Below are 22,438 nucleotides of genomic sequence, written 5' to 3'. Positions count from 1 at the left end.
CCCTAGGAGATCGTGATCGACTCGATGACGACGGCCTCGGTGGGGCGGTCGTTGCCGTCGGTCGCCGTCGTCGCGATCGCGTCGACCACCTTTTGCGAATCGGGGTCGGTCACTTCGCCGAAGATCGTGTGGCGCCGGTTCAGGTGCGGCGTCTGGGCGACGGTGATGAAGAACTGCGAACCGTTGGTGCCCGGGCCCGCGTTCGCCATCGCCAGCAGGTAGGGCTTGTCGAACTGCAGCTCAGGGTGGAACTCGTCGGCGAACTTGTAGCCCGGCCCGCCGCGGCCCGTACCGGTCGGATCGCCGCCCTGGATCATGAAGCCCCTGATCACCCTGTGAAAGACCGCGCCGTCGTAGAACGGGCCCGACGGCCCGCCCGACGCGTTCTGGGTCGAGTACTCCTTGGTCCCCTGGGCCAGGCCGACGAAGTTGGCGACGGTCTTGGGCGCGTGGTTTCCGAACAGGGCGACCTTGATGTCTCCGCGGTTGGTGTGCAGCGTTGCGGTGGCGGTCTGAATGGGGCTGTTAGTCACGGGGCTAGAGTCTGCCATTACGCGCGACCTCGTACGCACCCGGTACCGAAACCCGGGCGCGCACAAATGGGGCCGGGCGTGGCCCACCGATGGCAGTCTGATGAGGCATCGCACGAGCGGACAGAAGGGCGGCAGATGAGCGCGAAGACGGAAACTCGGCTGACCCCACGGGAGCGACTGGCCCGCGGACTGACCTACTCGGCGGTGGGACCGGTCGACGTCACCCGGGGAGTCGTCGGGCTGAGCGTCCACGGCGCGCAGTCGACCGCGTCGGGGCTTCGTCGCCGTTACCGCGAGGGCCGGCTCGCGCGCGAAATCGCCGCTGCCCAAGAAACACTCGCGCAGGAGCTGGCCGCCGCCCAGGAGGTGGTCTCCGGGCTGCCTCAGGCGCTGCAGCAGGCGCGCCGGGCGCAGCGCCGCAAGCCGCGGCCCTGGGTGATCGCCGGGGCCGCCGTCGTGGTCCTGGCGGGCGGCGCCGTCGCGTTCAGCGTCGTCCGGCGTTCGATGCGCGCCGGCGGCGAGGAGCCGTCGCCGCGGCCGCCGAGCGTGGACGTGCAGCCGCGCCCGTGATCGTCAGCTGACCGCCAACCGCAGGCTTTTGCGGCGCCGGACCAGGATGCTCGGCAGCCAGTCGCCGACGTCGATCGCCTCGATCCAGGCGGTGCGCTCCAATAACTTGCGCAACACGATTTGTGCTTCGAGGCGGGCCAGCGCGGCGCCCACGCAAAAGTGCACGCCCTTGCCGAACGCCAGGTGACCCTTGGCACCGGCGCGATCCAGGCGGAATTCGTTCGGGGCGTCGAAGTGCGCCGGGTCGCGGTTGGCCGCTCCCCACATCAGCAGCAGGTGGGAATCGGCCGGCATCTCGACCCCGGCCAGCGTGGTGTCGCGCCACACGTGCCGGTAATGGCCGCGGAACGGCGACTCGAGGCGCAGCGTCTCCTCGATGAAAGGGCCTAGCAATTCCGGCTTTTCACGGAGCCGGCTTTGGATCGCGGGGCGATCGGCCAGTATCCACGCGGCGCTGCCCAGGAGCGACGCCGTCGATTCTCCGGCGGCGCTGAAGAGCGTCATCATGATGCCCATTGCCGGTAATTGGTCGAGTTCCCCCGACGCACAGCGCGCCGCCAGGTCGGCGATCAGGCCGTGTTCGCCGCTGCCGCTTGCCTTTTCGAAATGCTCCGTGACATACCCGGACAGTTCCAGCGCGGCCGCGAACGCCCCTTCGAGTTGTTCGGAGGTGACGATCCCGTCGAGGAGCGTGGTGGTGGCATAGCCCAGTCGAATGAGTTTGTCGACGTCGTCATGGGGCAGGCCAAGAAGTTGCGCGACCACCATCATCGGCAGCCGGTTGGCGATGGCGCCCATCCATTCGATCTGGCCGTCTCGCAGGTTCTGCTCCCACAACCGGTCGGCGGTGGCGGCAGCGAACTCCTCGATGATCCGCACCCGCTTGGCCGACAAATGCGGCAACAGAATCTTGCGATGCACCGCGTGCGCCGGATCGTCCGCGGTGGCCAGCGCGTGGGCGGCGCCTCCGGCCGGCCCCATGTCGAACGGGGTAACGGTGCCGTCCTCCTGGAAAACCAGGGTGGCGGTGAGGTTTGACGAGAAGTCGTCCACGCGCTCGACCGCCTCCTGGACCGCGTCCCAGCCGCATACGGCGTAGAAGACGGAGTCGCCGATGCGCTGCACCGGCAGTTCGCCGCGCATGCGGTCATACAGCGCGTACGGATCTTGTAGCGCCTCGGCGCCGAGGAGCTCGATCGGTCTGTCCAGGACGGGCATGCGTCAAGGCTCGACGCGATCAACCAGCGACGTCAATGGGACCAGGCGATGTTGAGGGGCGATGGCGCCCGGCGCCGGTCGAGCGCGGCTGCGCCCACCTCTTGCCAGCAGCGCATTAGCCTGAGAAATCGGCCTGGAAAATTCTCAACGTGAGAGAAGTATTTCTACGGGCTGCGTTGTGGTGGAGCATGGGTGGATGCCGCGCGACGACTGGTTGGTGGGACGCGACCGCCGTAGCGAGGCCACCGAACGGATTTACACCGCCGCCGCCGATCTCATCTCCCGCAAGGGGTACGAGGGCTTCACGATCGAAGCCTTGGCGGCCAGGGTGCACTGCTCGCCCGCGACGATCTACCGGCACGCCGGCGGCAAGACGGCCATCCGCGACGCCGTCGTCGCTATCCAGGCCGCTCGCATCGTCGACGCCACGCGGGAAGTCATCAAGGACCTCAGGGGCCCCGAGCGCGTGGTGACCGCCACGATCCTCGCGCTACAACGACTGCGGTCGGATCCGCTGGCCCAGCTCATGCAGTCGATACACGCGAATCCTGTCAGCGAGTGGGTCATCAGCTCGCCCACTGTCACCGCGTTGGCCGCCGAGATGCTCGGCCCCGACAACGACGACCCGCTGGCCGCGCAGTGGCTGATTCGCGTCTTCCTGGCGCTGTGGTTCTGGCCAGTCAAAGACCCGGCCGCCGAACGCGCCCTGATTCAACGCTTCCTCGGTTCCACCGGATGAGGCAGCAAGGATGTGAGGCGTGACTTGGACGAGGTACGAGGGCAGGGCCCTCGCGGATGTGACTCTCACCGGCGGCGCGCTGGACGCGGCGCTCGAAGACCATGTTCGCGTTCAGAACCCGCATCTGACGGACGTCCGCCTGGAGTCGGTGACCGCGACCGAGAGCTACGACACGCGGCTGACGCCGCCTGGGCGTTGGTATCGAGTCACCTACTTGGCCGAGGGTGCGGACCTCTGAGCGTGCATTTCGGCGGAACCGGTCTCGCCGCCGTCAATCCCTACGGAATCCATACACTCAGGCTGACGAATATTCTTCTATAGCCGATAATTCAAATCGGGCTCATATTCCGCGGCGCGATGGGCTTGCGTTCTAACCGAATTCCGACAAATGGCCGGTCGAATTCACAACTTTCGAATAGCAGAATTCGAATCACCGTGAGCTTTCTAGGAAAAGCCAGGTCAGAGCCCATCTCTCATTAAAGCCCGACAAATGGGTCGCGCGCTGTTTATATCGTTCCGTGCCAACGACAAAACCTCGAAAGGGACACCCTCATGTCTTTCGTAACTGCTTATCCGGAGAAGCTGGCGTCGGCCGCCGCCAATCTTCAGTCGATCGGCGCCGCGTTGAACGCCGGTAATGGCGCGGTGGCCGCCCAGACCGTCGGCGTCGTTCCTGCCGCCGCCGACGAGGTCTCCGCGCTGACCGCGGCCCACTTCGCCGCGCACGCGCAGCGTTTTCAGGCGTTGAGCGCTCAGGCGGCGGCGATTCATCAGTTGTTCGTCGCCACGCTGGCCGCGGGCGCGGCGTCCTATGCCACAACGGAAGCCGCGAACGCGGCATCTGCGGGCTGAGCCGCGATGGACTACGGATTGTTGCCGCCCGAGGTCAACTCCGCGCGCATGTACAGCGGTCCGGGGGCGGGCTCGTTGGTTGCCGCGTCGGCGGGCTGGGGTGAGCTCGCCGCCGAATTGCACTCGGCCGCCGCAGGATGCCAGTCGGTGATTTCTTCCCTGACTAGCGGACCGTGGCTGGGTCCCGCGTCGGCATCACTGGTGGCGGCCGCGACGCCGTACGTGGCGTGGCTCCAAAGCAGCGGCACGCATTCCGAGCTGGCCGCCAGCCAGGCCGCCGCCGCAGCGTCCGCACACGAGACCGCGTTCGCCATGACGGTCCCCCCTCCCGTGATCGCGGCCAACCGCGCGCAGCTGGCGGCCTTGCTCGCGACGAATTTCTTAGGGCAAAACGCCCCGGCGATCGCGGCCACCGAGGCGGAGTATTTCGAAATGTGGGCCCAGGACGCGACGGCGATGTATGCCTACGCGAGCTCCTCGGCCGCCGCGGCACAGCTGACCGATTTCGCGGAGCCACCGGAGGTGGCCGATCCCTCCGGCGTGGCCCGCCAGTCCGCCGCGGTATCCGCAGCCGCCGCCGACAACCCCGTCCGGAGCGTCGTGCAGGAGGTGCTGACGCGTTTGGAGTCCGTCCCCAATCCGTTGGCCGAACTGGTTTCGTCCTTCAATGGCACGCAGCTCGATAAGTACATTTCGACCAACACGATCCTGGACGACGTGGTCATGCTGTACAGCAAGTACCTGGTGCCGTACGTGTCGACCGCGCAGTCGATGATCCAGTCGACGCAGTCCTTCGGCCAGGTGAGCAACGGGATTACGGCCATGACCACCTTCGCCAAGGGCCTCGCTCCCGCGGTCAAGGCGGCCGAGGGCGCGGCGCAGTCGGCGGCGAACGCCGGAGCGAACGCCGGGGGCGTGGCGGCGGGTGGTCTGGGCAGAGCGCTGCCGCTGGGCGCCTTGTCGGTGCCCCCGAGCTGGGCGCCCGTGAGCGCGGTGACCAACCCGGGGGTGGCCGCCCTCAACGCCGCGGTTGTGCCGGCCGGGGCCGAAGGAATGAATGCCCTGCCCATGGCTCCAATGGGGCAACTCGGCGGAAACCGTTACGGGAGAATGCTTCCGACCTACGGTTTCAAGCCCTCGGTGATGGCAAAACCTCCGGCGGCCGGGTAATCGCGGACGGCGCGTGGCTTGTGGCTTGTGGAGCCTAGGGGAATCGAACCCCTGACACCCGCCTTGCAAAGGCGGTGCTCTACCAACTGAGCTAAGGCCCCTCATCGTGGCTCGGTGGGCGATCGGGTGATTCGTCCACCGCCACGTGCCAGACCTCGACCCCGCGTCGTGCCCGCACCACCGCCGCCACCACAGCGACCAATGCCAGTGGCAATGCAAGCCTCACGCAACGTCTGGACGGGCACATGGTTGTGGGCCTGGGAGGACTCGAACCTCCGACCTCTTCGTTATCAGCGAAGCGCTCTAACCGCCTGAGCTACAGGCCCGCACTCGCGTACGGCCGAGCGACGAGATTACCGCAATCGTCGCCCGACCCCCAAAACCGCGTGATCGCCACTAGTCCCGGTCGGCCAGCGTGACTTCGATGCCGCCGATCAAATCGGTGGCCAGGTTGTAGACGAACGCGGCGATGGTGGCCATCGCGGTCAGCAGGACGATGTTGACCAGGCCGATCAGCACCGCGCCGCCGAAGATCGTGCCGCTGGAAACCAATTCGCCGCTGCTGCCGCTGGTGTTGTTCAACAGGTCGCCGACGTTGCTGTTCAGCTTGGCCCACACGCCCATGCCGCCGAGCACGAGATACAGGAACGCCACCGCGATCATCCACACGAAGAACAGCGCCACCGAGAGCAACAGGGACACCTTCAGCGTGCTCCACGGATCGATCCGCCGGATCTGCATGCTGGCCCGAACGGGACCGCGGGTGCGCCGCGACACCTGGACCCGGTTTTCGCGCCCTTCGTTGGTGTCGGCGTTCGTGGACCTGGCCGAAACGGACGGGCTCGGCGCCTCCGCGCTGCGCTCCGGCGCGGGCTTGCGCTGCGGGGATCGCGGAAGGGGCCCGGACAGATCGGGCAACTCGCTGGCGTAGGCCTCGGCGGGCGGGCCGTCGCCGCGTGGCGGCGCGGGGTCGAATTCATACGGCTTCCCACGCGGGGGTGCGCCGGCCCCGGGCGCGGACCCCCCGGAGATGAAGCGGTTGAGTCGGGCATCGGCACTGGTGGGAGCGGCGCCCGGCCGCGGCTCGGCGTGCGGTTCGGGCTCGCGATGCGCAGGGGCGGATGCCCGGGCGGCGCCGCGCTGCCGTGGTGGCGAATCACCGGCGTCATGGGCCCGGCCGGTGTGGCCGGGCGCCGCGCGGTGCGCCCCGGCACGCTCGGCCGCGCCATCCCCATTCAGGCCGTCGCCCGGTTTGGGGGCGCCCGGCTCGTTCGGTGAGGTCACCCCGACTCCTTAGATCTGCTGCGCTGGCCACCTGCGGTGGCAGTCGCATTATGTGTGGTCGGGCCGAGTCTATTGCCCGGCTCCGGCCCGTGGAGAGGACCTCCGCTGGGTCCGCATCGCCCGTCGGGCCGAGTCTAGTTGCCCGGGCGCTTCTGCGGACCCCCGCTTACCCGCATCGTTACCCGCCTAGCTCTGCGCATCCTCGGCGTCATCGGGGTCCCCGACGGCCTCGTCCGCGGCTTCCTCGGCGTTGCGCGCGATGGCCAACAACGTGTTGTCCTCACCCAGGTTCATCAACCGGACGCCCTTGGTCTGCCGTCCGGCCTTGCGGACCTGGCGCGCCGCCGTCCGGATCACGCCGCCCCCGGAGGTGATGGCGTAGAGCTCGCTGTCCTCGTCGACGATCAACGCGCCGACCAGCCTGCCGCGCCGGCGGTCGTACATGACGGTCAGGACGCCCTTCCCGCCGCGGCCCTGCACCGGGTACTCCTCGATCGCGGTGCGCTTGGCGTAACCGCCGGACGTGGCGACGAGGAGGTAGGTGCCCTCACGGACCACGTTCAGCGACAGCAGGTAATCGTCGGCGTTGAACCGCATGCCCTGCACGCCCGAGGTGGCTCGGCCCATCGGGCGCAAGGCCTCGTCGGTCGCCGAGAAGCGGATGGACTGCCCGTTGGCCGACACCAGCAGCAGGTCGTCCTCGGACGAACACAGCACCGCGCCGACCAGCTCGTCGCTGTCACGCAGGTTGATCGCCACGATCCCGCCCGACCGGTTGGAATCGAAGTCGGTCAGCTTGGTCTTTTTCACCAGGCCGTTGCGCGTGGCCAGCACCAGGTACGGCGCGTCCTCGTAGCTGCGGATCTGGATGACCTGCGCGATGCGCTCCTCCGGTTGGAAGGCCAGCAGGTTGGCCACGTGCTGGCCGCGCGCCGTGCGGGACGCCTCGGGCAGTTCGTAGGCCTTGGCCCGATACACCCGGCCCTGCGTGGTGAAGAACAGGATCCAGTCGTGCGTCGAGGACACGAAGAAGTGCGCGACGATGTCGTCCTGCTTGAGCCCGGCGCCCTGCACGCCCTTGCCGCCGCGTTTCTGGCTGCGGTACAGGTCGGTCTTGGTGCGCTTGGCATAACCCGTTTCGGTGATCGTGACGACGACGTCCTCGCGGGCGATCAGGTCCTCGTCGCTCACTTCTCCGTCGGCCGCCACGATCCGGGTGCGACGGTCGTCGCCGTACTTGTCGACGATCTCTTTGAGTTCGTCGCGCACGATGCCGCGCTGCCGTTCCGGCTTGGCCAGGATGTCTTCCAGGTCGGCGATCTCGGCCTCGATCTTGGCCAGGTCGTCGATGATTCGCTGGCGCTCCAGGGCGGCGAGGCGCCGCAGCTGCATGTCCAGGATCGCCTGGGCCTGGATCTCGTCGATGTCGAGGAGCTCGATCAGGCCGGCGCGGGCGATGTCGACCGTCTCCGACGCGCGGATCAGGGCGATCACCTCGTCGAGCGCGTCGAGCGCCTTGACCAGACCGCGCAGGATGTGGGCCCGTTCGTTGGCCTTGCGCAGCCGGTAGGTGGTGCGCCGGACGATGACGTCGAGTTGGTGCTCGACGTAGTGGCGGATCATCTGGTCGAGCCGCAGGGTGCGCGGGACGCCATCGACGATGGACAGCATGTTCGCGCCGAAGCTGGTCTGCAGCTGGGTGTGCTTGTAGAGGTTGTTGAGCACCACCTTGGCCACCGCGTCGCGCTTGATCTCGACGACGATGCGCACACCGACCCGGTCGCTGCCCTGGTCCTCGACGTTGGAGATGCCGGCCAGCCTGCCGTCGCGGACCTGCTCGGCGATCGAGGTGATGAAGTTGTCGTGGTTGACCTGATATGGCAATTCGGTGATCACCAAAGACGTTCGGCCCCTGGCCTCTTCGACCTCGACCACGCCGCGCATCCGGATGGAGCCGCGGCCGGTCTTGTACGCGTCGGAGATGCCCTGGCTGCCGACGATCAAGCCGGCGGTGGGGAAGTCGGGTCCCTTGACACGCTCCATGCACGCGGCCAGGGTCGCTTCCTCGTCAGCCTCGTGGTTCTCGAGGCACCAGAACACGGCCTCGGCGAGCTCGCGCAGGTTGTGCGGCGGGATGTTGGTCGCCATGCCGACCGCGATGCCGCCCGAACCGTTGGCCAGCAGGTTGGGGAACCGGCTGGGCAGCACCGTCGGTTCCTGCACCCGCCCGTCATAGTTGGGGATGAAATCGACTGTCTCCTCGTCGATTTCGCGCAGCATCTCCATCGCAAGCGGGGTCAGTCGCGCCTCGGTATATCTCATCGCCGCCGGCGGATCGTTGCCCGGCGAACCGAAGTTGCCCTGGCCGTCGACGAGCGGGTAGCGCAGCGACCACGGCTGGGCCATGCGCACCAACGTGTCGTAGATCGACGCGTCGCCGTGCGGGTGATAGTTACCCATCGTCTCGGCCACCGACCGCGCCGACTTGGCGTGGCTGCGGTCCGGGCGGAAGCCGGAGTCGTACATCGCGTAGAGCACCCGGCGGTGTACGGGCTTGAGCCCGTCGCGCACCTCGGGCAGCGCGCGGCCGACGATCACGCTCATCGCGTAGTCGATGTAGCTGCGCTGCATCTCCTGCTGAATGTCAACCGGTTCGATACGGTCGCCGGCCTCGTCGCCCGGGGGCAGCGTGGTGTCAGTCATCTATTCCTCGTTTGCGTCGGGATACGCGTGCCTGATCGATCAGACGTCTAGGAAGCGAACGTCCTTGGCGTTACGGGTGATAAAGCTTCGGCGCGCGTCGACGTCCTCCCCCATCAGGATGGAGAACAGCTCGTCGGCGGCCGCCGCGTCGTCCAGGGTGACTTGGCGCAAGACCCGCACGGACGGGTCCATGGTGGTTTCCCACAACTCCTTGGCGTCCATCTCGCCCAGACCCTTGTAGCGCTGGATGCCGTCTTCCTTGTTGATCTTCTTGCCGGTCTTCAGCCCGGCCTCCAGCAGGCCGTCGCGCTCGCGGTCGGAGTAGGCGAATTCGGGATCGCTGCGCTGCCACTTCAACTTGTACAGCGGCGGCTGCGCCAAAAACACGTGCCCGTTCTCGATCAGCGGCCGCATGAAGCGGAACAACAACGTCAACAGCAGCGTCGAAATATGTTGGCCGTCAACGTCGGCGTCGGCCATCAGCACGATCTTGTGATAGCGCAGCTTGCTGATATCGAACTCGTCGTGGATGCCAGTGCCCAGCGCGGTGATGATCGCCTGAACCTCGGTGTTTTTCAGCACCCGGTCGATGCGCGCCTTCTCGACGTTGATGATCTTGCCGCGCAGCGGAAGGATGGCCTGAAACATCGAATCCCGGCCGCTCTTGGCCGAGCCGCCGGCCGAATCGCCCTCCACCACATACAGTTCGGACCTCCGCGGGTCGGTGGAGCGGCAGTCGGCGAGCTTGCCCGGCAGCCCGCCCAGATCGGTGGCGCTCTTGCGGCGCACCAATTCCCGCGCCTTGCGGGCGGCGATGCGGGCCTGCGCCGACGACACCGCCTTGTTGACAACTGTTTTCGCTTCCGAGGGATTTGCCTCGAACCAGTGCGTCAGCTGTTCGTTGCACACCTTCTGCACGAACGACTTGACCTCGGTGTTGCCCAGCTTGGTCTTGGTCTGGCCCTCGAACTGCGGTTCGGCGACCTTCACGGAAATGACCGCGGCCAGGCCCTCCCGGATGTCGTCGCCGGTGAGGTTGGCGTCCTTCTCCTTCAGCAGCTTCTTGTCTTTGGCGTATTTGTTCACCACCGACGTCAACGCGCTGCGGAAGCCCTCTTCGTGGGTGCCGCCCTCGTGGGTGTTGATCGTGTTGGCGAACGTGTGCACCGACTCCGAGTAGCCGCCGTTCCACTGCATCGCGATTTCGACCTCGTGGCCGGCGCCCTTGCCGTCGAAGTCGATGACGCTCTGCTGGATCGGGCTTTTCGTGCGGTTGATGTGCTTGACGAAGTCGACCAAGCCGCCGGGGTAGTGGAAGGTGCGATGCTTGACCTTATGCGGCGCGGCCGATTCGGCCGCCTTCTCCTCCGCGGTCTTGGGCGCCTCGGCGGTATCGCTGACCACCTCGTCGACGACTTCGTCCTGCTCTACCCGCTCGTCGGTGAGATTGATCGTCAGACCCTTGTTGAGGAACGCCATCTCCTGCAGCCGGCGCGCGACGGTCTCGAAGTCGTACTCGAGGGTTTCGAAGATGTCCGGATCGGCCCAGAACCTGATCGTCGTCCCCGTCTTCTTGGTCGCCTCGCCCTGTTTGAGGGTGCCCGGCACGGCGTGGTCGTAGAACTGCGACCACTCGTGGCCGTCGCGGGAGATATCGACCTCGAGCCGGGTTGATAGCGCGTTGACCACCGAAACGCCGACGCCGTGCAAGCCGCCGCTGACGTTGTAGCCGCTGTTCTCGCCACCGAACTTGCCGCCGGCGTGGAGTTGGGTCATCACCACGTCCACGGTCGGCGCGCCGGTGGCGTGCATCGCCACCGGGATACCGCGCCCGTTGTCGGCCACTTCGACGCCGCCGTCCTCCAGCAACCGGACGTCGACCTGGTTCGCGTAACCGGCCATCGCCTCGTCCACCGAGTTGTCGACCACTTCCCAGATGAGGTGGTGCAGACCACGCTCGCCGGTGGAGCCGATATACATGCCCGGGCGTTTGCGGACAGCCTCCAGCCCTTCGAGGACGGTGATCTGTTCGGCGCCGTATCCAGCTTGAGGCTTCTTCTTCTGGGCAGCCACGGTCGGAATGCTCTCCTTGGGGTTTCATGCGGGCGGTCCGGTCACCGCGGCAGACGCATGCCACCACTCTACCGTGATCGAGGCTTGGCACCCATTCTCTGGGCGCGTTTCTACCCAGCTAACTGCGCCGTGCGGACGATTTTTTTATTCTTGCCGCGTCCCGACGTCCCTGATAGGAGTCTCCTTCATCCTGGCGGCTCTGAGCCGCCTGTGGATCAACGCGCGACTGGGGACCGATTTCGGTCCCGCGGCGCCTTAACCGTATGTGTCCCGCGGCCCCCGGCCGGCGATGTGGCGGGGCCCCTTACGCCACGACGGCGCGGTAGGGCCGGTGATCTTTAGCGACGTCACCACACCGTTGCCGACGGCCGCGGCGATCTTGGCCAAAAGTTGCGCCTGGATCATCCGCAGTTGGGTGGCCCACGCCGTCGATTCCGCCGTTACGCTGAGCACACCCTCGTTGAGCGCAGTCGGGGTGGCGTGGTCGGCGATCTGCTGTCCCACCACCGACGGCCAATGGCCCAGCACCGTGCCTTCCGCCACGTGCGCCGACCAACCGCGTTTTTTCGCGAGGTCGCGCGCGAGCCGGCCCAGCGGTTGCGGATCGCGAACGTCCGGACCCGGACCCGACCAGCTCCGTCGCTGGCCGGCCACCCGCCGCGGTACCGACGGCACCGCCCGCCCGCGCCCGGCGTCCTTTCCCTGCGCGCGGGCCGCCGCCCGGGCCTCCTCGAGGGTGCGCCGCACCAGATCGATCCCCGTCAGGCCGCCCAATCTCGCAACGTCGTTCGCGTCGTTCGCGTCGGTCATGACTGCACCGCCGAGACCCGGCCCGCGTCATCGTCGCGCAGATCGATATGCACCCGCCTAGCATCCCAGTCCGCGGGAATGTCTTCCAGCACCGCCGCGGTCACCAAAACCTGCTCGGCTGACTCGGCCACCGCCGCCAACGCACGGCGGCGGGTCGCGTCGAGCTCGGCGAACACGTCGTCGAGCAACAACACCGGCTCGCCGCCGTCCGCCCGCAGCAACTCATACGCCGCCAACCGCAGCGCGACAGCGAACGACCACGATTCGCCATGGCTGGCAAAGCCTTTGGCGGGTTGGTCGCCGAGCCGCAGCTCCAGGTCGTCGCGGTGCGGGCCGACCAGACACATTCCCCGCTCCAGTTCCGCGTCGCGCCGCGCCGACAGGGCGGCCAACAAGGCGGCCTCCAAGAACTCGCGGTCGTCACCTTTGACGTCCTCGGGGTCGCGGGCGCCGAGGCTCGAGCGGTAGGCGATCGAGGCGGGACGGGATCCCGGCGCGAGCAACTGATAGGCCTTTTCCACCTCCGGTGCCAGCTCGTTGACCAAATCGATGCGGGCGGCCATCAATTCGGCGCCGTGCTCGGCCAGCCGGCTGTCCCACACGTCCAGGGTGTCCAGCGCGCCGCGGTCGCCCCGGTACCGCGCACCCGAAAGGGACTTCAACAGCGCGGTGCGTTGCCGCAAGACCTTGTCGTAATCGGCGCGCACACCGGCGACCCTCGGCCGGCGGACGGTGGCCAGATCGTCGAGGTAGCGTCGCCGATCCGCCGGGTCACCCCGCACCAGGGCCAGGTCTTCGGGCGCGAAAAGCACCGCGCGCAGCACACCGACGATCTCGCGCGTGCTGCGAACCGGCGAGCGGTTGAGCCGCGCCTTGTTGGCGCGGCCCGCGGCGATCTCCAGATCGATCGCACATTCCCGGCCGTCGTTGACGACGATCGTCGAGACCACCGCGCGGTCCGCGCCTGCCCGGATCAGCGGCGCATCGGTGCCCACCCGGTGCGAACCCAGCGTCGTCGAATACCAAAGGGCCTCAACCAAATTCGTCTTCCCGAACCCGTTGGGACCGACAAACACCGTCCGGCCCGGCTGCAATTCGAGGTCGGCGTGAGCCCAGGACCGGAAATCACGCAGACCCAAATGCCGGACGTACACCTATCCGGGCAGCCGGACTGGCATCAGCAGGTACACATAATCAGTCGGCAACGCGGGGAAGGGCCCGGTGCCCGTGGGGGAGCTGTCGCCGTCGAAGGCCGGGCGCAGCAGCGCGGGCTTGCCGGGCGTCGTGAAACCGAACGACACCCGCTCCGAATGGACCGACGCGAGTCCGTCGGTCAAATACGTCGGATTGAAGGCGATCGTCAACGGTTCGCCGACGAAATCGACCTGGAGATCTTCCTCGGCCCGGCCCACATCATCGGCGCCGGCCGACAGTCGCAGCGTTCCGTCCGAGAATTCCATCCGCACCTGGGCACCGCGGTCGGCCACCAACGCGACCAACTTGATGGCTTCGGTCAGCTCGGCCACGTTGATGGTGGCAACGGCGGTGTGCTCGGCCGGCAGCAGCTGACGAAACTTCGGGAACTCCGCGTCCAGGAGCCGGGTGGTGCTTTGCTTGCCGTTGCCGCTGATACCCAGCAACCCGTCTTTGCCGACCCCGGCGCCGGCGCCCAGTGACAACTGAACCTCGGACCCGTCGGCGCCGGCCTTGGCCGCCTCGGACAACGTCTTGGCCGGTACCAGCACCGCCGCCTCGATGTCGGGCGACAGCGCCGTCCACGTCAGCTCGCGAACCGCCAGGCGGAACCTGTCGGTCGCGGCCAAAACTACCGTGTCACCGGAAATCTCAACCCGGATCCCGGTCAGCATGGGCAGAGTGTCGTCCCGACCGGCCGCGATGGCGACCTGGCCGATCGCCTCCGCGAACAGATCCGCGGGCAGGGTGCCGGTGCCTTCGGGCAACGCGGGCAGCGTGGGGTAATCCTCAACCGGCATCGTCGGAAGGGAAAACCGGGCGCTTCCGCAGGTCAACGCGACCCGATTGCCGTCGACATAGAAGTCGACGGGTTTGTTCGGCAACGCCCGGGTGATGTCCGACAACAACCGTCCGGATACCAAAACGCTTCCCGGAGAAGCGATTTCGGCCGCAACTTGTGCTTCGGCGGACACCTCGTAGTCGAACCCGGAGATCGTCAGCCCGTCGTCCGAGCCCGACAGCAACACCCCGGACAGCACCGGCACCGCCGGCCGGGTCGGCAGGTTCTTTGCAACCCACGACACCGCATCGGCGAATGACTCTCGCACCAGACGGAACTTCAAGTCGGTGAGGCCAGCTGTTGTCGTCGCCGCGTCCATTGCGTCCCTTTACCTGCCGAGTGTCCAAAAACCTTCAAAACCACGGTGGCTAGCCGCCCGCCGCTAGCAGTCGAACCACAACCGTAGATCTTCTGCCGCCATCTTGAAAGCTAATCGCAGACGCCGACAAGCCGGGTGAAGGTGGGTCTCGGCGCGGCGCGGTCAATGGGTGTCCCCAACGCCGTTCTTCAAAGAAGAAATAACGGAAAGATCTCAGTACCAGTATTAAGGCCTGTGCATCTTGTGGACAGCCCGGCCTTAGCGCAGCTAGGGGAGCGACGGGGTTGTGGATGACATCGTTGACAACGGGGCGGCGCTTGTTGGGCGGATGGGGATGGAAGACGGGTGTGCACGGAAACCCCATTCCTGCACCGGTCTTTGACGGGCTTGTGCACAGCGCTGCTCACAACGCCCTGGAGTGACAGTTGTGACAGGGGAGCGAGAAGTTTTTTGAAAAAAACTTTGGCAGGGTGGTCTCGAGGGGCCGCGGTCAGCGCTTGGACCGCTGCCGGATGCGGGTCGTGAGCTCCTTGACGTGATCGAAGACCTCACGGCGCTCGGCCATCTCGGACAAGATCTTTCGCTGCGCGTACATGACCGTGGTGTGATCACGCCCGAATGCCTGACCGATCTTGGGCAGTGACAGGTCGGTGAGCTCACGGCACAGGTACATCGCAATTTGGCGGGACTGCGCGAGCGCCCGAGTCTTGCCCGGGCCGCGCAGTTCCTCGACGGTGGTGTCGAAGTACTCGGCGGTGGCGGCCATGATGGTGGCCGCGCTGATCTGCATGGTGCTCGCGTCGGCGATGAGATCACGGAGCACGATCTCGGCCAGCGCCTTGTCGATCGGGGTCTTGTTCAACGAGGCGAACGCCGTCACCCGGATGAGAGCCCCTTCGAGCTCGCGGATATTGCGCTCGATGCTGCTGGCGATCAGCTCGAGAACGTCATCGGGCACCGCCAGCCGTTCCATCTGTGCCTTCTTGCGCAGAATCGCGATGCGGGTCTCGAGCTCGGGGGGCTGCACGTCGGTGATCAGTCCCCACTCGAACCGCGTTCGCAGCCGGTCTTCCAGCGTGGCGAGTTGCTTGGGTGGCCGGTCGGACGAGATGACGATCTGCTTGTTGGCGTTGTGCAGGGTGTTGAAGGTGTGGAAGAACTCTTCCTGGATACCTTCCTTGCCCTCGATGAACTGGATGTCATCGACCAGCAGCACGTCGACGTCGCGGTAGCTGCGTTTGAACGCGACCTTGCGATCGTCGCGCAGCGAGTTGATGAAGTCGTTGGTGAATTCCTCGGTCGAGACGTATTTCACGCGCATGCCGGGAAACAACCGTTGGGCGTAATTGCCGGCGGCGTGCAGTAGGTGCGTCTTGCCCAGGCCGGACTCGCCCCAAATGAAGAGCGGGTTGTAGGCGCGGGCCGGGGCTTCCGCGATGGCGAGGGCCGCGGCGTGTGCGAAGCGGTTGGACGCGCCGATGACAAAGGTGTCGAAGGTGTAGCGCCGGTTCAGGCTGGTGCCGCCGGCGACGGCCGGGTCGGCCGCGTGCGGGCGTTCGGTGAAGTAGTTGGGCCAGCTCTGTTCCGCGCCGCCCGGGACTTCACCATTTTCGTCGGTTTCGTCGGTGTCGATCGACGTGTCGAGGTCGGCATCGTCGGCCTGGTCGAGGGCGGAGGTTTCCGACGCTTGGGGGAAGGCCTCGGCGTTGGTGAACGCGCTCGCGTCGGAGTCCTCGGGCGGTGGGGCGATGCGCACGCCGAGTTGGATCTGTTGCCCGAGCCGGCGGCTGAGCGCGTCGGTGATCGGGGCGCGCAGGTGACGTTCGATCTCGTTTTGCACGAAGCTGCTCGGCACCGACAGCAGAGCAAACCCCTCGACGATCGTCAGCGGCCGGACGAGATTCAGCCACGCCCTTTGCTGGGGCGTCAGGGGAGTGACAAGTGCGGTGCGGTTGGCCGTGATGCCGTCCGAAGGGGACTCGCCGTTGAGCTCGGAGACGACCGAGTTCCAAACTGTTGTGAATCCTGAACCGGGGTCATCGGTCAACGACGTAATCTCCCTGGCTCTCGCAGATCCCGGGTCGAGGGGCAACTAACGCTTAACGACGAAACAGCTGTCCACATGGTTATCCACAGGTGTGGACAGGATGATCGTAGACGAGCCGCAGCCTACCGGCGACGGCCCGCGATCTTCGTGCTGATGGCAACCTCCGTAGGTCGCCTAGACAGCTACTCGATCCGCCATCCTCGCTTTGTCGTCGAGCGCCGCTCCACTCTGAAACGGCATTGCCCGAAGTTAACAGTTTTCCGTTCGGCTGCCAACAGTTCTGCTGCATTCCAATCGGCTTCTCTAGGGTGTTCTGGGGCCTGCCCGTCGCCCGTCCTCCTATGGTGCCGCAGGAACGCGTTCGAGAACTTCGGTTTTCGCGGATGTGTGAGTTTGGTGCGTTGCGGCAGACCAAGTTTGACCCAGCGATGGCACGTCAGTACCCTCAAACAGTCGCCCGAAAGTCGGCGATACGGCTGCGACCCAGATTACGACCGGGGACCGCGCCGGCCAGTAGCAAGACCCACCTCCGACCGACCCGCGGACGAATGGCGCGAGCGGACGGAAGGTTCGAATTACGAGGAGAACGCCGTGGCCAAGGGCAAGCGGACCTTCCAGCCGAATAACCGGCGCCGAGCCCGCGTGCACGGCTTCCGGTTGCGGATGCGCACCCGCGCCGGGCGGGCGATCGTCTCCGGCCGGCGCCGTAAGGGCCGCCGCGCGTTAACTGCCTGATCGCAACGCCAGGTTTTTGGCGGTGCTTTCCGCACGCAACCGCATGAGGCGGTCAACTGAGTTTGACGCCGCGGTGAAGTACGGGGTGCGCTCGGCGCAGCCCGATGTCGTCGTGCACGTCCGGCGGGCTTCCGGGGACGGCACAGGCCCCCGGGTGGGTCTGATCATCGCCAAACCGGTGGGATCGGCCGTCGAGCGTCATCGCGTGGCGCGTCGGTTGCGGCACGCCGCCCGGACCATGTTGGGCGACCTCCACCAATCCGATCACGTGGTGATCCGCGCGTTGCCAAGCAGTCGGCTGGCGTCGTCGGCACGGCTCGAGCAGCAGCTGCGGCGCTGCCTGCGACGCGCGTTCGAGTCGGCGGGAGCCGAGCGGTGACGCGTGCGGCGGGGGTGCGTGCCGTGATCGGCGGGGCGGGGCGGGCCACCACGCGTGGGTTGATTTTCTTGATCCAGCTGTACCGGCACATGGTGTCGCCGCTCCGCCCGGCGACGTGCCGCTTCGTACCGACCTGTAGCCAGTACGCCGTCGACGCCCTCACCGAGTACGGCTTGATCCGGGGGAGCTGGTTGTCGGTGGCCAGGCTCGCCAAATGTGGACCGTGGCATCGGGGAGGATGGGATCCGATACCGGATCGACACGGATGCCGGGCGAGCTTCGAAGGCGCCGGCCCCAGACCAGCGGGGCGCACCGCGCCGCAGCAACGGGAGAGTGAGTCTTTTGTCGTTTGATTTCTTCAGCCTCGACGTCTTCTACTACCCGGTGTCGTGGATCATGTGGGCCTGGTACAAGTTGTTCGCGGCCGCGCTGGGACCGTCGAACTTCTTCGCCTGGGCTCTGTCGGTGATGTTCCTGGTCTTCACGTTGCGGGCGATCCTGTACAAGCCGTTCGTGCGCCAGATCCGCACCACTCGGCAGATGCAGGAGCTGCAGCCGCAGATCAAGGCGCTGCAGAAGAAGTACGGCAAGGACCGCCAGCGCATGGCGCTCGAGATGCAGAAGCTGCAACGCGAGCACGGCTTCAATCCGATCCTGGGCTGCCTGCCGATGCTCGCCCAGATCCCGGTGTTCCTCGGGCTGTATCACGTGCTGCGGTCCTTCAACCGCACGACCGGCGGCTTCGGCCAGCCGCATATGTCGGTGGCCCAGAACCGGGCCACCGGAAACTATTTCTTCGGCCCGGCCGACGTGGGTCACTTCCTGGACGCGAACCTGTTCGGCGCCCCGATCGGCGCGTTCATGACCCAGCACGCCGGGTTGGACGCGTTCACTCACTTCAGCCGGCCGGCACTGATCGCGGTGGGTGCGCCGGTGATGATCCTGGCCGGCGTCGCGACCTACTTCAACAGCCGCGCGTCGGTGGCCCGGCAGAGCGCGGAGGCGGCGGCCAATCCGCAGACCGCGATGATGAACAAGCTTGCGCTGTATGTGTTTCCGCTCGGCGTCGTCGTCGGTGGTCCGTTTCTTCCGCTGGCGATCATCCTGTACTGGTTCTCCAACAACATCTGGACGTTCGGACAGCAGCACTACGTGTTCGGGATGATCGAGAAAGAGGAAGAGGCCAAGCGGCAGGAGGCCGTGCAGCGGCGGGCGGCCAACGCGCCGGCGCCGGGCGCCAAGCCGAAGCGCAATTCTAAGACGGCGTCGGCGAGCGGCAATGGTTCGTCGGCGGGGACCGACGACGCCACCGACGCGGACACGGATTCCGAGGGATCCGGTGACGGTGCCGCCGGGGCGAAAACGGCAACGGCGCAACCCGACAAGCCGAACCCGGCGGGGCGCACCAACGGCCCGACCAACCGCACCCCGCGGCCCGGGGCGCGGCCGAAGAAACGAAAGCGCTGACGACGCGCCACAGCTTTTAGGTGGTCCCCCGGGCGAGTGACCCGACTGCAGAGGGACCCGTGATGAGGGAGAGGGAACGACATGACAGACGCCGACACCACCGAGCGCGACGTGGACACCGAACTCGACGCGCAGGCCCCGTCCGCCGATGAGACGGCGGGGGACCGCGGCCCCGACCGCGTCGACGACCAGGAGGAGCGACTGGTCGCCGAGGGGGAGATCGCCGGCGACTACCTGGAAGAGCTGTTGGACCTGTTGGACTTCGACGGCGACATCGACCTGGACGTCGAGGGCGACCGCGCGGTCGTGAGCATCGACGGCAGCGACGACTTGAACAAGTTGGTCGGCCGCGGCGGCGAGGTGCTCGATGCCCTCCAGGAACTCACCCGGCTGGCGGTGCACCAGAAGACCGGCGTGCGCAGCCGGCTGATGCTCGACATCGCGAGCTGGCGACGCCGGCGCCGCGAGGAGTTGGCCGCGCTGGGCGACAAGGTGGCGCGCCGCGTGCTGAGCACCGGGGAGCGCGAGGAGCTTTCCCCGATGACACCGTTCGAGCGCAAGATCGTTCACGACGCCGTGGCCGCGGTGCCCGGGGTGCACAGCGAGAGCGAGGGCCAGGAGCCGTCGCGCCGGGTCGTCGTCCTGCTCGACTAGCCCACCGAGTCACAGCCGTGTAATTCGCGGATGTCCCCACGGGCCGCAGAGGATCGAGGATGTTTCACGTGAAACGAGACAGCGAGATGTTTCACGTGAAACATGCCGGCGGCGGGGACGCGGAGGGCGCCGGATCGATGGATGCCGCGACCGCCGTCTTCGGGGACCGGATGGATCTCGCGCGGCGCTACGCGGAATTGCTCGCGGGCGCCGGCGTGGAGCGCGGACTCCTGGGCCCCCGGGAGGTGGGTCGGCTCTGGGACCGTCACCTATTAAATAGTGCGGCGGTCGGGGAGCTCCTCGATCCGGGCGAGCGGGTGATCGATATCGGCAGCGGGGCCGGGTTGCCGGGGATCCCGCTGGCGATCGCGCGGCCCGATCTCGAGGTCGTGCTGCTCGAACCGATGCTGCGCCGCAGCGAGTTTCTCACCGAGGCCGTAGCCGAACTAGGGTTGGCGGTCGAGGTGGTGCGCGGCCGTGCGGAGGACCCTTGGGTGCGCGATCGATTCGGCTCCCGGGACGCCGCGGTGTCGCGCGCGGTTGCGGCGCTGGACAAGTTGGCGAAGTGGAGCATGCCGTTGCTGCGGCAGGACGGGCGGATGATCGCGATCAAGGGGGAGCGCGCTCCCGACGAAGTGCAAGAGCACCGGCGTGTGATGGCCGGATCGGGTGCCGTGGATGTCAGGGTGGTGACATGTGGCGTGAACTACTTGTGTCCGCCCGCAACCGTGGTCTTAGCGCGACGAGGAAGGCCTTCGCGCCAGAAGCCGGCACGGTCGGCAGACAGGGGGGCACGGTGAGTTCTCCACCCGATTGGTCCAACGGACCCCCGCCGTCACCGGCCGTCGCGCAGGCGCAGCCCCCGGCGCCGGCCGCAGCGGAGGACGCCGCGCCGACCGATGTTTCACGTGAAACACCGAGCGAATACGACACCCCGATCGGCGCCGCCGCCGAGCGTGCCATGCGAGTCCTCCACACGACCTACTCGCCGCTGCGCCGCCCGACCCACCGACGGGTATTCACCGTCGCGAACCAAAAGGGCGGCGTCGGCAAGACGACCACCGCGGTCAACCTCGCCGCCGCGCTGGCCGTGCAAGGCCTCAAGACTCTCGTCATCGATCTCGACCCCCAGGGCAACGCGAGCACCGCGCTGGGCATCCACGACCGGCAGTCGGGGACCCCGTCCTCGTACGAGGTCCTCATCGGCGAGGTATCGCTGCGTGACGCGTTACGGCCGAGCCCGCACAGCGCGCGGCTGTTCTGTGTGCCGGCGACGATCGACCTGGCCGGCGCCGAAATCGAATTGGTGAGCATGGTCGCGCGCGAGAACCGGCTACGCACCGCGCTGGCCGAGCTCGACCAGTTCGACTTCGATTACGTCTTCATCGACTGCCCGCCCTCGCTCGGACTGCTCACGATCAACGCGCTCGTGGCCGCGCCCGAGGTGATGATCCCGATTCAGTGCGAGTACTACGCGCTGGAGGGCGTGTCCCAACTGATGCGCAACATCGAGATGGTCAAGGCCCACCTCAACCCCCGGCTCGAGGTGACCACCGTGATCCTGACGATGTACGACGGACGAACCAAGCTGGCCGATCAGGTCGCCGACGAGGTCCGCCGGTTCTTCGGAAACAAGGTGTTGCGCACGGTGATTCCGCGCAGCGTCAAGGTCTCCGAGGCGCCCGGCTACAGCATGACGATCATCGACTACGACCCCGGTTCGCGCGGGGCGATGAGCTATCTCGACGCGAGCCGCGAACTCGCCGAGCGCGATTGAACACCATCCGTGAAGGGACGACCATGACGCAGCCATTACGCAAGAAGGGCGGCCTCGGCCGGGGCCTGGCTTCGCTTATCCCCACCGGCCCGGCGGAGGGCGACTCGGGGCCGGCGACGCTGGGCCCGCGGATGGGGGACGCGGCGGCCGACGTGTTGATCGGGGGGCCGGCGCAGGAGGCCGCCTCGGTGGGCGCGGTCTACCGCGAGATCGCGCCGGGCGACATCGAGCGCAACCCGCGTCAGCCCCGGCAGGTGTTCGACGAGGAGGCCCTCTCGGAGCTGGTGCACTCCATTCGCGAGTTCGGGCTCCTGCAGCCGATCGTGGTCCGCGCGGTGGCCGGGGCGCCGGGCGGGGCCCGGTACCAGATCGTGATGGGGGAGCGACGCTGGCGCGCCGCGCAGGAGGCGGGCCTGGCCACCATCCCGGCGATCGTGCGCGAGACCGGCGACGACAATCTGCTGCGCGACGCCCTGCTCGAGAACATCCACCGGGTACAGCTGAACCCCTTGGAGGAGGCGGCGGCCTACCAGCAGCTGCTCGACGAGTTCGACGTCACCCACGACGAACTGGCGTCCCGCATCGGCCGGTCCCGGCCGCTGATCACCAACATGATCCGGTTGCTGAAGCTGCCGATCGCGGTGCAGCGGCGGGTCGCAGCGGGGGTCCTGTCCGCCGGCCACGCCCGCGCGCTGCTGGCCCTGGAGTCCGGCCCGGAGGCGCAGGAGGAGCTGGCCGGGCGGATCGTCGCCGAGGGTCTGTCGGTGCGCGCCACCGAGGAAGCGGTCACCCTGGCCAACCGCGGCGACGGCGCCGCCCCGGCCCCGCAACGCCGCAAGCCGATTCAGATGCCCGGCCTTCAAGACGTTGCTGAGCGCTTGTCCAACACCTTCGACACCCGGGTCACGGTCAGCCTGGGCAAACGCAAGGGGCGGATCGTCGTCGAGTTCGGCTCGGTCGAGGATCTCCAGCGGATCGTGGACGTGATGACCCCTCCGAAGGCATGACCGTACACACGGTGTAATTACGTCACTGTGACACTGGGGCCCTTCGGGGCCCGAAATCGCCGGCCT

At 67.0% G+C, this 22,438-nt stretch carries 22 protein-coding genes and 2 tRNA genes; 13 read left to right on the top strand and 11 right to left on the bottom strand.

All coding sequences use genetic code 11. The features are described 5' to 3' along the window. Window positions 1–2: 2 nt before the first annotated feature. Entirely contained in the window at window positions 3–551 is a 549-nt protein-coding gene (locus tag A5655_RS06975) for a peptidylprolyl isomerase (RefSeq protein WP_066941158.1), read from the bottom strand. Window positions 552–668: 117 nt separating this feature from the next. On the opposite strand from A5655_RS06975, the gene cwsA reads away from it, so the two are divergent. Continuing rightward, window positions 669–1,103: a cell wall synthesis protein CwsA gene (gene cwsA, locus A5655_RS06970; protein ID WP_067007275.1), complete on the top strand. Its 435-nt coding sequence runs from the start codon at window positions 669–671 to the stop codon at window positions 1,101–1,103. A gap of 3 nt (window positions 1,104–1,106) precedes the next feature. Here the strand turns inward: cwsA and A5655_RS06965 are convergent, their stop codons facing one another. After that, the gene (locus A5655_RS06965; RefSeq protein ID WP_067007272.1) at window positions 1,107–2,321 is read right to left on the bottom strand and encodes a cytochrome P450; all 1,215 of its coding nucleotides are present in this window, start codon (window positions 2,319–2,321) and stop codon (window positions 1,107–1,109) included. Between the two features lie 196 nt (window positions 2,322–2,517). Here A5655_RS06965 and A5655_RS06960 point away from each other — a divergent pair, with 196 nt between their 5' ends. From A5655_RS06960 to A5655_RS06945, 4 genes are all read left to right on the top strand, one after another. Then, a complete protein-coding gene (locus A5655_RS06960) occupies window positions 2,518–3,060 on the top strand; it encodes a TetR/AcrR family transcriptional regulator (protein WP_067007269.1) in 543 nt (180 codons plus the stop codon). 19 nt (window positions 3,061–3,079) lie between these two features. After that, window positions 3,080–3,298 carry a hypothetical protein gene (locus tag A5655_RS06955; RefSeq protein ID WP_067007266.1) on the top strand — a complete coding sequence of 73 codons (219 nt, stop codon included), beginning with the start codon at window positions 3,080–3,082 and terminating at the stop codon, window positions 3,296–3,298. Window positions 3,299–3,612: 314 nt separating this feature from the next. Next, entirely contained in the window at window positions 3,613–3,912 is a 300-nt protein-coding gene (locus A5655_RS06950) for a PE family protein (protein WP_067007263.1), read from the top strand. A gap of 6 nt (window positions 3,913–3,918) precedes the next feature. After that, complete coding sequence (locus tag A5655_RS06945) at window positions 3,919–5,082, top strand: PPE family protein (protein ID WP_067007260.1); 1,164 nt, start codon at window positions 3,919–3,921, stop codon at window positions 5,080–5,082. Between the two features lie 28 nt (window positions 5,083–5,110). Here the strand turns inward: A5655_RS06945 and A5655_RS06940 are convergent. The 9 genes from A5655_RS06940 to dnaA all read right to left on the bottom strand — a co-directional run bounded on the left by A5655_RS06940 (window position 5,111) and on the right by dnaA (window position 16,353). Then, window positions 5,111–5,183, bottom strand: a tRNA-Ala gene (locus A5655_RS06940). Between the two features lie 151 nt (window positions 5,184–5,334). Further along, a tRNA-Ile gene (locus tag A5655_RS06935) sits at window positions 5,335–5,408 on the bottom strand. A gap of 70 nt (window positions 5,409–5,478) precedes the next feature. Then, complete coding sequence (locus A5655_RS06930; protein WP_067007257.1) at window positions 5,479–6,366, bottom strand: DUF3566 domain-containing protein; 888 nt, start codon at window positions 6,364–6,366, stop codon at window positions 5,479–5,481. 186 nt (window positions 6,367–6,552) lie between these two features. Continuing rightward, the gene (gene gyrA, locus A5655_RS06925) at window positions 6,553–9,069 is read right to left on the bottom strand and encodes a DNA gyrase subunit A (RefSeq protein WP_067007254.1); all 2,517 of its coding nucleotides are present in this window, start codon (window positions 9,067–9,069) and stop codon (window positions 6,553–6,555) included. A 39-nt stretch (window positions 9,070–9,108) separates the two neighbouring features. After that, on the bottom strand, window positions 9,109–11,142 hold the full coding sequence (gene gyrB, locus A5655_RS06920; RefSeq protein WP_067007251.1) for a DNA topoisomerase (ATP-hydrolyzing) subunit B: 2,034 nt from the start codon (window positions 11,140–11,142) through the stop codon (window positions 9,109–9,111). A 255-nt stretch (window positions 11,143–11,397) separates the two neighbouring features. Further along, window positions 11,398–11,952, bottom strand: coding sequence for a DUF721 family protein (locus tag A5655_RS06915; protein WP_067007248.1), 555 nt, complete (start codon window positions 11,950–11,952; stop codon window positions 11,398–11,400). Beyond that, window positions 11,949–13,106 carry a DNA replication/repair protein RecF gene (recF, locus tag A5655_RS06910; RefSeq protein WP_067007245.1) on the bottom strand — a complete coding sequence of 386 codons (1,158 nt, stop codon included), beginning with the start codon at window positions 13,104–13,106 and terminating at the stop codon, window positions 11,949–11,951. The genes A5655_RS06915 and recF overlap by 4 nt, the downstream gene beginning before the upstream one ends. Continuing rightward, window positions 13,107–14,306: a DNA polymerase III subunit beta gene (dnaN, locus tag A5655_RS06905; protein WP_067007242.1), complete on the bottom strand. Its 1,200-nt coding sequence runs from the start codon at window positions 14,304–14,306 to the stop codon at window positions 13,107–13,109. Between the two features lie 490 nt (window positions 14,307–14,796). Beyond that, window positions 14,797–16,353 (bottom strand): chromosomal replication initiator protein DnaA, encoded by a 1,557-nt coding sequence (gene dnaA, locus A5655_RS06900; protein WP_067007239.1) that lies wholly within the window; start codon window positions 16,351–16,353, stop codon window positions 14,797–14,799. A gap of 591 nt (window positions 16,354–16,944) precedes the next feature. On the opposite strand from dnaA, the gene rpmH reads away from it, so the two are divergent. From rpmH to A5655_RS06870, 8 genes are all read left to right on the top strand, one after another. Next, on the top strand, window positions 16,945–17,088 hold the full coding sequence (gene rpmH, locus A5655_RS27015; protein WP_068111553.1) for a 50S ribosomal protein L34: 144 nt from the start codon (window positions 16,945–16,947) through the stop codon (window positions 17,086–17,088). Between the two features lie 22 nt (window positions 17,089–17,110). After that, entirely contained in the window at window positions 17,111–17,467 is a 357-nt protein-coding gene (gene rnpA, locus A5655_RS06895) for a ribonuclease P protein component (protein ID WP_082978534.1), read from the top strand. Continuing rightward, on the top strand, window positions 17,464–17,820 hold the full coding sequence (gene yidD, locus A5655_RS27010; protein ID WP_231999090.1) for a membrane protein insertion efficiency factor YidD: 357 nt from the start codon (window positions 17,464–17,466) through the stop codon (window positions 17,818–17,820). The genes rnpA and yidD overlap by 4 nt, the downstream gene beginning before the upstream one ends. Beyond that, window positions 17,801–18,934, top strand: coding sequence for a membrane protein insertase YidC (gene yidC, locus A5655_RS06890; protein WP_156764747.1), 1,134 nt, complete (start codon window positions 17,801–17,803; stop codon window positions 18,932–18,934). Before yidD ends, yidC begins: the two co-directional genes overlap by 20 nt. An 81-nt stretch (window positions 18,935–19,015) precedes the next feature. Continuing rightward, the gene (locus tag A5655_RS06885) at window positions 19,016–19,588 is read left to right on the top strand and encodes a R3H domain-containing nucleic acid-binding protein (protein WP_067007230.1); all 573 of its coding nucleotides are present in this window, start codon (window positions 19,016–19,018) and stop codon (window positions 19,586–19,588) included. A 137-nt stretch (window positions 19,589–19,725) separates the two neighbouring features. Then, the gene (gene rsmG / locus A5655_RS06880; RefSeq protein WP_231999091.1) at window positions 19,726–20,388 is read left to right on the top strand and encodes a 16S rRNA (guanine(527)-N(7))-methyltransferase RsmG; all 663 of its coding nucleotides are present in this window, start codon (window positions 19,726–19,728) and stop codon (window positions 20,386–20,388) included. Then, a complete protein-coding gene (locus A5655_RS06875) occupies window positions 20,283–21,365 on the top strand; it encodes a ParA family protein (RefSeq protein ID WP_156764746.1) in 1,083 nt (360 codons plus the stop codon). The genes rsmG and A5655_RS06875 overlap by 106 nt, the downstream gene beginning before the upstream one ends. Before the next feature lie 23 nt (window positions 21,366–21,388). Continuing rightward, a complete protein-coding gene (locus A5655_RS06870; RefSeq protein ID WP_067007227.1) occupies window positions 21,389–22,372 on the top strand; it encodes a ParB/RepB/Spo0J family partition protein in 984 nt (327 codons plus the stop codon). Window positions 22,373–22,438 lie beyond the last annotated feature (66 nt).

Source organism: Mycobacterium sp. 1081908.1, assembly GCF_001673535.1.
GTDB lineage: Bacteria > Actinomycetota > Actinomycetes > Mycobacteriales > Mycobacteriaceae > Mycobacterium.
Note: the sequence above shows the minus strand (reverse complement) of the source record. Positions and strands in the feature narration are given on the sequence as shown.